Annotated in this window: 13 protein-coding genes; all 13 read left to right on the top strand. The window is 54.3% G+C overall.

Going from position 1 to position 9,220, the window contains the following annotated elements; genetic code table 11:
• Nucleotides 1-1,200: flagellar hook-length control protein FliK (locus BRO54_RS06155; RefSeq protein ID WP_420809664.1), on the top strand; the 1,200-nt coding region annotated here is incomplete at its 5' end.
• Between the two features lie 17 nt (nucleotides 1,201-1,217).
• Entirely contained in the window at nucleotides 1,218-1,646 is a 429-nt protein-coding gene (flgD, locus tag BRO54_RS06150; RefSeq protein ID WP_011230726.1) for a flagellar hook assembly protein FlgD, read from the top strand.
• A gap of 18 nt (nucleotides 1,647-1,664) precedes the next feature.
• Nucleotides 1,665-2,462, top strand: coding sequence for a flagellar basal body rod protein FlgG (gene flgG, locus BRO54_RS06145; protein WP_033025085.1), 798 nt, complete (start codon nucleotides 1,665-1,667; stop codon nucleotides 2,460-2,462).
• 43 nt (nucleotides 2,463-2,505) lie between these two features.
• Complete coding sequence (locus BRO54_RS06140; RefSeq protein WP_033025086.1) at nucleotides 2,506-2,730, top strand: flagellar FlbD family protein; 225 nt, start codon at nucleotides 2,506-2,508, stop codon at nucleotides 2,728-2,730.
• Nucleotides 2,717-3,145, top strand: a complete 429-nt coding sequence (gene fliL, locus BRO54_RS06135; protein WP_033025087.1) for a flagellar basal body-associated protein FliL — start codon at nucleotides 2,717-2,719, stop codon at nucleotides 3,143-3,145. The genes BRO54_RS06140 and fliL overlap by 14 nt, the downstream gene beginning before the upstream one ends.
• Before the next feature lie 27 nt (nucleotides 3,146-3,172).
• Entirely contained in the window at nucleotides 3,173-4,177 is a 1,005-nt protein-coding gene (gene fliM / locus BRO54_RS06130; protein WP_033025088.1) for a flagellar motor switch protein FliM, read from the top strand.
• Entirely contained in the window at nucleotides 4,167-5,348 is a 1,182-nt protein-coding gene (gene fliY / locus BRO54_RS06125; protein ID WP_033025089.1) for a flagellar motor switch phosphatase FliY, read from the top strand. Before fliM ends, fliY begins: the two co-directional genes overlap by 11 nt.
• Nucleotides 5,349-5,373: 25 nt before the next feature.
• Nucleotides 5,374-5,733: a response regulator gene (locus BRO54_RS06120; protein WP_033025091.1), complete on the top strand. Its 360-nt coding sequence runs from the start codon at nucleotides 5,374-5,376 to the stop codon at nucleotides 5,731-5,733.
• A 19-nt stretch (nucleotides 5,734-5,752) separates the two neighbouring features.
• On the top strand, nucleotides 5,753-6,409 hold the full coding sequence (fliZ, locus tag BRO54_RS06115; RefSeq protein ID WP_033025092.1) for a flagella biosynthesis regulatory protein FliZ: 657 nt from the start codon (nucleotides 5,753-5,755) through the stop codon (nucleotides 6,407-6,409).
• Nucleotides 6,402-7,070: a flagellar type III secretion system pore protein FliP gene (gene fliP / locus BRO54_RS06110; RefSeq protein WP_015374414.1), complete on the top strand. Its 669-nt coding sequence runs from the start codon at nucleotides 6,402-6,404 to the stop codon at nucleotides 7,068-7,070. Before fliZ ends, fliP begins: the two co-directional genes overlap by 8 nt.
• A 15-nt stretch (nucleotides 7,071-7,085) precedes the next feature.
• A complete protein-coding gene (gene fliQ / locus BRO54_RS06105) occupies nucleotides 7,086-7,355 on the top strand; it encodes a flagellar biosynthesis protein FliQ (protein WP_011230735.1) in 270 nt (89 codons plus the stop codon).
• Between the two features lie 6 nt (nucleotides 7,356-7,361).
• Nucleotides 7,362-8,135, top strand: coding sequence for a flagellar biosynthetic protein FliR (gene fliR, locus BRO54_RS06100; RefSeq protein ID WP_074043424.1), 774 nt, complete (start codon nucleotides 7,362-7,364; stop codon nucleotides 8,133-8,135).
• A gap of 1 nt (nucleotide 8,136) precedes the next feature.
• Nucleotides 8,137-9,219, top strand: a complete 1,083-nt coding sequence (gene flhB, locus BRO54_RS06095) for a flagellar biosynthesis protein FlhB (RefSeq protein WP_074043423.1) — start codon at nucleotides 8,137-8,139, stop codon at nucleotides 9,217-9,219.
• Nucleotide 9,220 lies beyond the last annotated feature (1 nt).

Genomic DNA, 9,220 nt, shown 5'->3' with positions numbered 1-9,220 from the left:
GGCGGCCGAATGAAAGTAACGATCACAGCAAGCGCGCCGCCATCCGCAGGCACTATGGCGGTGAAAAAAGAATCAGAAAACACCAGCGTGTTCGCGGCGCTGCTTGCGCACAAGCAACAAGAACGATCGCCGGTAGGGATAGAGATGGGCTTGTTTAGAGAGAGGTCGAACGGAAACAAAGAGCCAGATTTGCAAAATGTTGGAATGGAAACGGGCGCAGCCGGACAACCATCTTCAGCGGAAAAGAAGCCGGCGCAAATGGAATCATTGTGGCTTGCCCCTTCCATCGTGGCCGCTTTGGCTATCGCTCCGATTTCGGCGGCTGCAGGCGCGCCGCTTTTGGCGGCGGACGGGCAGCGAAGTGGCAAAGACGCTGATGGTCTAACATTTCCATTCACCGACGTGATGAATGAAGAAGCGACAATTGCCGCTCAGCCGGCGGCGGCTGAAGCGGGATTCGAACATGCGTTCATAAACGAAGGACGGAAAAGCGGCAATAGGGACAAAGAATCTTTTTCGCCTTCCAGCGGAAAAACAGGGATGTTTCCACCGCTCCCGAGCGACGGCGACCAGCGTCCATTCAATGAGCAAGGAGGCAAAATGCCGGTTGTCGCGCTGCCTAACGGAGCTTCTTCCGTCCGTCCGGCTGGCGAAAAAGACGTTTCGCTGCAAAAAAGGGGGGACAAGGGGCATGGCGGCGAGGCCGCTCCTTCATTCACCACTCCTCCTGCGCTTTTATCACCCTCCTCTTCATCTGTTGGGCTGATCGGCGAGATGCCGGCGTCAGCTGGCGGAAGCGTCGCTGATCAAGTCGCCCACGCGCTAAGGTCGGCGCGGTGGATGAAGTTGCCAAACGGTGTCATGCAGCTTGTCATCCGTCTGCATCCGGAACATCTCGGGACGGTGACGGTGAAAATGACAGAGGAAGGTGGAAAGCTCGCCGCCAAGCTGCTCGTGGCGAACGACGCGGTGAAAGAGTTGCTCTACGCTCATTTGCCGCAGCTTGCTCAGCAGCTTGATGCGAGTTACATCACGGTCGAAAAATGGACCGTTTGGTCGGATTATGACAGCTCCGCCATGCCGCCGTATTCCGGGAACCGCCAAGGAGGACAGCAGCAGGGCGAATCGCGGCAAAAACAAAAGCGGGAGCAATCATCTTCCTTCCCGTTTGCGCTAGACGGGATCGAAGCTGACGCATAAGGGGGAAAAGAACGAGGATGACAACGAATGCGATTGATGGCAGCTTATGGCTGGCAAACGCGGTTCAGCCGGAACGGAAAACGGGCAATCAAATTTTAGGAAAAGACGACTTTCTCAAAATTTTGCTCGCTCAGCTAGAAAACCAAGACCCGCTCAATCCGATGGAAGATAAAGATTTTATCGCGCAAATGGCGAGCTTCTCCTCGCTTGAGCAAATGATGAACATCGCCAATTTGATGCAGCAATGGATGCAAGCGTCAAGCCGCGATGCGCTTTTGCGCTACAGCGAGTGGATCGGCAAAACGGTGCACTGGCAAGACGGCGAGACGATGATGAGCGCCGTCGTTCAATCGGTCATGCAAAAAGACGGCCAAGTGACCCTTGGGCTTGATAACGGGACAACGATTGCCGCGGATGCGGTCGTGAAAGTTGAACAAAAAGGATAAAAAGGGGAGAGAAAACCGATGCTTCGTTCCATGTATTCCGGAATCGGCGCCATGCGCAACTTCCAAACGAAGTTGGATGTCATCGGCAACAATATTGCCAATGTCAATACGTACGGGTTTAAAAAAGGACGAACGATTTTCAAAGATTTGATGAGCCAGACGATTTCTGGAGCAAGCGGGCCCAATGCCGGCCGCGGCGGGACGAATCCAAAGCAGGTCGGGCTCGGTTCGCAGCTGGCGGCGATCGACACCGTCCATACGCAAGGCAGCTTGCAAACGACCGGGCGCGTGCTTGATTTGGCGATTTCTGGAGACGGTTTTTTCGTCGTCGGCGACGCTTCCGGCAACAATCGCATGTATACGAGAGCCGGGAATTTTTATCTCGATTCGCAAGGCTATATTGTCAATGCCGATGGCCAATATTTGCTCGGCACAGGAAATGTCCGCCTGCAAGTTGCGCCCGATGCGAAAAGCTTGAGCATCGGAGCCGATGGCACGGTCAACATCGTCAATGCTTCTGGAAATTTACAGCCGATAGGCACGATTCAGCTGGCCAAATTTGCAAACAATGACGGATTAGAAAAAGCCGGCAACAACTTGTTCCGCGAAACGACAAACTCCGGCACGCCGACGACAGGGGCGCCAGGGGCAAACGGAACAGGAACGATCATGTCTGGTACACTTGAAATGTCCAACGTCGACCTTGCCGAGGAATTCACGGAGATGATCGTCGCCCAACGCGGCTTCCAGGCGAATACGCGCATCATTACGACATCGGATGAAATTTTGCAAGAGCTTGTCAACTTGAAAAAATAGAATAGGAGGTAGGGCGTGAGCGGCGTCTTGCGCCTGCTGGCCGATGATTTCGTTAACGAAGCTCAACGGCAAACGGTTTGTGCTCAATGCGCTGTACATCGAACAAATTGAAGCGTTTCCTGATACGACCGTGACGCTGACGAACGGAAAAAAATTCGTCGTCCGCGAAACGGTCGAGCAAGTGGCCGCACGAGCAAGCGAATTTTACCGGCAGCTTGGCGTGTTTCGCTTACCGAAAGCAGGAGGATTGGACAATGAAAGGGAATAAAGCAATCAAAACGATGATCATTGTGCTGGCGGTCATCGCTTTGGCTGGCACGGCGGCGCTTGTTGCGGTGATGAAGATGGGGAATGCGGAAAAACAAGGGGAGCCAAGCGCCGACGAGCTAGCGGAAAGCTCGATCGACATTCCGGAAATGACAACGAACTTGGCGGACGGACGGTATATTAAAATCTCATTTAAAATCCAGACCGACAGCGCCAAAGCGCGGGAAGAGGCGGAAAAACGCGACTTTCAAATTAAAGACGCGATCATCGAACAGCTCTCGCAGATGAAAGCGGCCGACTTTAAAGGAAAAGAAGGGCTGACGGCGTTGAAAGAGCGGCTGAAGCGCGAGATCAACGCGTTGATGCAGGAAGGGAGAGTGGAGAACGTCTATATTACCTCTTTTATTCTCCAGTAGCCCTGCCATCTGAAGGGGGGAAATGAAATGACAGCCGGGGAAGTATTGTCGCAAAGCGAAATTGACGCGTTGCTCGCTGCGCTTTCTGCAGGAGAAATGAGCGCGGAGGAGCTGAAAAAGGAAGAGGAAGGCCGACGCGTCAAAACGTATGATTTCCGGAGGGCGCTTCGGTTTTCCAAAGACCAAATCCGCAGCCTGACGCGCATTCATGAGAATTTCGCCCGCTTGTTGACGACGTTTTTTTCCGCCCAGTTGCGCACGTATGTGCAAATTTCGGTCGCATCGGCCGACCAAATTCCATACGAAGAATTTGTCCGCTCCATCCCGAAAATGACGATCATCAATGTCTTTGAGGTGCCGCCGCTCAACGGGCATGTCCTTTTGGAAGTCAACCCGAACATCGCTTACGCTATGCTTGACCGGGTGATGGGCGGGCGCGGCGTCGGCATGGATAAAGTGGACCATTTGACCGAGATTGAAACACGCATCATGTCCAATTTGTTTGATAAGGCGTTCACCCATTGGCGCGACGCTTGGGAATCGGTGGCGGAAGTCGACCCGCTCTTTGTCGATTTTGAAGTCAATCCGCAGTTTTTGCGCATGATCGCGCCGAACGACACCGTCGTCGTCATTTCGCTCAACACGCAAATCGGCGAAGCGCGCGGCATGATGAATGTGTGCATTCCGCATGTCGTCTTGGAGCCGATTATGCCGCGGCTGTCGGTGCATTACTGGATGCAGGCGCAAAAAAAAGAGCGTTCCCCCGAGGAAGCGAAACGGATCGAACAGCGGATCCGCGCGGCAAAATTGCCGATTATCGCCGAACTGGGAACGGCGGTCATCACGGTCAATGAATTTCTTCAACTCGAGGCCGGCGATGTCATTCAGCTCGAGCAGTCGATTCATGAGCCGCTCGTGGTCAAAATCGGCCATATTCCAAAGTTTATCGGCCAGCCGGGGAAGCGGAACAAAAAGCTGGCGGTGCAAATTTTAGCGATGATCGAGGGGGACGAAGACGACCATGATGAATGATGGAATGTTGTCGCAGGATGAAATTGATGCTTTGTTGCGCGGAATGGACAGCGACGGCCATGTTCCGGCGCTCCATGATATTCTGACTCCGCTCGAGCAAGACGCCCTTGGGGAAATCGGCAATATTTCTTTCGGCAGTTCGGCTACCGCGTTGTCAATGTTATTGAACCAAAAGGTGGAAATTACGACGCCAAGCGTGTCCATTATCGAGCGCACAAGCGTCGCCGATGAATTTCCACAGCCATATGTCGCCATCCAAGTCAACTATACGGAAGGACTGCTCGGAACAAACTTGCTTGTCATTAAGCAGCAAGACGCGGCGATTATCGCTGATTTAATGCTTGGCGGCGACGGAACGGCGGCCGATGGCCCGCTCGGAGAGATTCAGCTGAGCGCTGTTCAAGAAGCGATGAATCAAATGATGGGCTCGGCGGCGACGTCGATGTCGACCGTCTTTGGCAAGCGGGTCGATATTTCCCCGCCGACGCTCCATCTGCTTGATTTGGCGGAAGGAAAAGGGATGGAATATTTGCCGGACGAAGATTTTTTCATTAAAGTGTCGTTTCGGCTGAAAATCGGCGAGTTGATCGACTCAAGCATTATGCAGCTGTTGCCGATCGATTTCGCGAAAGAATTGGTTGCCCAATTGCTCGGCTCGTCGCTTGAGGAGCCGGGGACCGCGGAAGTCAATCCCAAGCCGTCGGCGGATGCGCGGCCGTTTAGCGAGCCGCATCCTGTTCCGACTTACGCTCAGGCGAACAGCGGTGCGGCCGTTTCAGAAGCGGCGAGCCGCGCGACGGATGAACCGCCGGCTGGGCGCGCGGACAAGGAGAGGGATGGTGCAACCGCGCGGCATATTCAAACCGCCGATTTCGTCGAGTTCGATGCCCCGCCGCTTGCGGCAACGGAGGCGCGCAATTTGGAGCTGCTGTTTGATGTGCCGCTGCAGGTGACGGTTGAACTCGGACGGACGAAGCGTTCAGTGCAGGAAATTTTGCAGCTGTCGACTGGATCGATCATTGAGCTCGATAAGCTGGCCGGCGAACCGGTCGACGTGTTTGTCAACAACAAGCTGATCGCTAAAGGCGAGGTTGTCGTCATCGATGAAAATTTCGGCGTCCGCATCACGGACATCATCAGCCAAAGCGATCGGTTAACACGGCTAAAATAAACAGGCGTTTGGGAGGTAAGGGGACATGGCAAGAGTGCTTGTCGTTGATGATGCGGCATTTATGCGCATGATGATTAAAGACATTTTGACGAAAAACGGACATGAAGTCGTCGCCGAAGCGGCCGATGGGCGGCAGGCGATCGAGAAATACAAGGAAACGCGGCCTGATGTAGTGACAATGGATATTACGATGCCGGAGATGGATGGGATTACGGCGCTCAAGGAAATTAAAAAAATCGACAGCAACGCCAAAGTCATTATGTGCTCAGCGATGGGGCAGCAGGCAATGGTGATTGATGCCATTCAAGCCGGGGCGAAAGATTTTGTGGTCAAGCCGTTCCAAGCGGACCGCGTCATCGAAGCGATCAACAAAACGATCGGGTGAGCGATCAGAGGTGGAGACTATGGCAATCTGGCGCTGGGCGGCCGTTTTGCTGGCAGCATCCATCGCTTTAGGGCCGGTGCCGGCATCGGCCGCCCAAAGCCCGACGGTCGCCGACTGCCTGCAGCATCCCGATTCATGCGGGCCGTCAGCTCCTTCCGGGCAACAGACAAAACAGACAGCGAATCAAGCCGCTGATGCGGTTTCCGCTTCCGATGTGCTTCGGCTCATCGGCGCGACCGCCTTTGTTCTCTTCCTTCTTTATGCGCTGTTTCAATGGCTTTCCCGCCGTCAGCTGTTCGTTTCCGGCCAAAAAGGCGCCATCGAGCACCTTGGGGGAACAAGCGTCGGGGCGAACCGCTCTGTGCAGCTGATTAAAGTCGGCCGCCGGCTGCTCGTCATCGGCGTCGGCGATTCGATTCAGTTGCTTAAGGAAATTGAAGATGAAGACGAAATCAATGAGCTGTTAGCGCAGCATCGCGAACGGTTGGAACGGATGGCGGAGTTCGACCGGCTTGGCTCCCTCCTTCGCGGTGGGTGGACGGTGAAATCAAAGCGGAAAAGAGGTTCGCTGTCATCGTTTTCGGCGCTGTTGGCTGAGGAGATGAAGCAAATGGCCGAAAAGCGAAACGAGTGGCTCAATCGGTTGAAGAAGAAAGGGACGGCGGGCGATGAGTGAATTTGTCCATATGTTTGATTCGATGGCTCCCGAGCACGTGTCGACAGCGGTGAAGCTTCTTCTGCTGCTCACCGTGTTGTCGATCGCTCCCGGCATTTTAATTATGATGACATGTTTTACGCGCATCGTCATCGTTTTGTCGTTTGTGCGCACGGCGCTCGGCACGCAGCAGATGCCGCCGAACCAAGTGCTCGTCGGGCTCGCGCTGTTTTTAACATTTTTCATTATGGCGCCAACCTGGAAAGAAATCAACGACCAGGCATTGCAGCCGCTGTTTGCTGACAAAATTGATTTGGAGGAGGCGTACGAACGGGCGGCTGTTCCGCTGAAGCAGTTTATGAGCCAATACACAAGGCAGGAAGATTTGGCGCTGTTTTTATCGTACAGCGGCGCCAAACAGCCGAAAACGGTCAACGACATCCCGATGACCGCGCTCGTGCCGGCGTTTGCCATCAGTGAGTTGAAAACGGCGTTTCAAATGGGCTTTATGATTTTTATTCCGTTTTTAGTCATCGACATGATCGTCGCCAGCGTCTTAATGTCGATGGGAATGATGATGCTGCCGCCAGTGATGATTTCGCTGCCGTTTAAAATTTTATTGTTTGTCCTTGTTGATGGCTGGCATTTGGTCGTCAAATCATTGTTGCAAAGTTTTCAATAAAGATAGGTGGCGTTTATGAGTGCCGATTTCATCATCCGCCTTGCTGAACAAGGCGTGTATATCGTGCTTGTCGTCTGCGGGCCGCTCTTGTTGTTGTCCCTTGCCGTCGGGCTTGTCGTCAGCATTTTTCAGGCTGCGACGCAAATTCAAGAGCAGACGCTCGCGTTTGTGCCGAAAATCGTCGCCGTCTTGCTTGGGCTTGTGTTCTTTGGGCCGTGGATGCTCTCGAAAATGGTGTCGTACGCGCACGATATTTTCAACAATCTTGCTTCGTTTATAGGCTGATCGGCGATGGAACAAGTATGGACTTATTTTCCGGCGTTTTTGCTCGTCTTTGTCCGCGCCGCTTCATTTCTCGCGGCGATGCCTCTGTTTTCCTATCGGACCGTGCCGGCTTCGTATAAAGTCGGACTGGCGTTTTTGTTCAGCTGGCTGTTGTTTTTGGCGATGCCCAAACCGGTGTTGGCGCTTGACGGCGTGTACGTATTGCTTGTCGTAAAAGAGGCGCTTGTCGGGCTGGCGCTTGGGTTGCTGGCGGCGATCCTCATGGCGGCGGTGCAAATCGCCGGCGGCTTGATCGATTTTCAAATCGGGTTTGCCATCGCCAACGTCATCGACCCGCAAACCGGAGCGCAAAGCCCGCTGCTTGGCGAATATCTTCATTTGCTGGCGCTTTTGCTTTTGCTTATGCTTGACGGGCACCATTTGCTGCTTGACGGCATGTTTTACAGCTATCATTGGCTGCCGCTTGACCGCTTGCCGCACATCGCCGACGGGCAGGCGGTGGAGTACGTCGTGCGGGTGTTCGCTGCCATGTTTGCCGCCGCTGTGCAAATGGCCGCCCCGCTTGTCGGATCGCTCTTTTTAGTCGACGTGGCGCTTGGCATCATTGCCCGCGCGGTGCCGCAAATGAACATTTTCGCGGTCGGTTTTTCCGCCAAAACGGCGGCGGCGTTTTTGCTCCTCTTGGCGGCGGTTGGGGGAATATTGCTCGCGGCGCGCAGCGTATTTCACTTCATGTTTGCCTCGTTGCGCGAGTTTATGCGGCTGTTGGGGGGCGGATAAGATGGGCGAGTGGCGGCTCGATTTGCAATTTTTCGCTGGGGAAAAAACGGAAAAAGCGACGCCTCGCAAACGGCAAGAAGTGCGGGAAAAAGGGCAGGTGGCCAAAAGCGGCGATGTCGTCTCCGCTTCCGTGTTGCTTGCTTCGTTTCTTGCTTTGTCCTTGGCCGGGGCGTACGAGCGGGACGGTCTGTTGCGGTTGTTCGCCCGCGCCTTGTCCGATTACGCGTCCGCTTCGTTGACGGTTGACTCACTTCACCGGCTGTTTCTTGACTGGCTTTCCCATGCGGCCTTGCTTTTGGCGCCGCTGTTCGCCGCCGCAGTGCTGGCGGCTGGGTTGGCCAACTTTTTGCAAATCGGCGCCTTGTTTACCGTTGAACCGTTAAAAATGGATTGGAACCGCCTTAATCCCGTGCAAGGAATGAAACGGCTGTTTTCGTTGCGCGCCTTGGTCGAGCTGTTGAAATCTATGTTAAAATCTGGAATCATCGGTGCGGTCGTGTTCGCCGCGCTGCTGGCCGAACGAAGCGAGCTTGCGGCGCTCGTTTCCAAGACGCCGGGTGCGGCTTTGACTGTCGTCGGCGGCTTGACGGTGAAAATGGGGCTGTACGCCGCGGCGGCGCTCTTGTTTTTAGCGCTGTTTGATTACTTGTATCAGCGGTTTGAATTTGAAAAAAGCATCCGCATGTCCAAGCAGGACATTAAAGATGAATACAAAAAGACGGAAGGCGATCCGCTCATCAAATCGCGCATCAAGCAAAAACAGCGCGAGATGGCGATGAGGCGGATGATGCAGGAAGTGCCGAACGCGGACGTCGTCATTACGAACCCGACGCATTACGCCGTTGCCCTCAAGTATGAAGACGGCAAGATGGAAGCGCCGGTCGTCGTCGCGAAAGGGGCGGATTATATGGCGTTGAAAATCAAGGAAGTGGCGAAAGCCCACGGCGTCGTTACCGTTGAGAACCGTCCGTTGGCGCAGGCGCTCTACCGCCAGACGGAAGTCGGCGACATGATTCCAGAGGCGTTTTTTAAGGCAGTGGCGGAAATTTTGGCGTACGTCTATCGGCTCAAAGGAAACGTGTAGC

This window comes from Geobacillus proteiniphilus, assembly GCF_001908025.1.
Taxonomy (GTDB): Bacteria; Bacillota; Bacilli; order Bacillales; family Anoxybacillaceae; genus Geobacillus; species Geobacillus proteiniphilus.
Note: the sequence above shows the minus strand (reverse complement) of the source record. Positions and strands in the feature narration are given on the sequence as shown.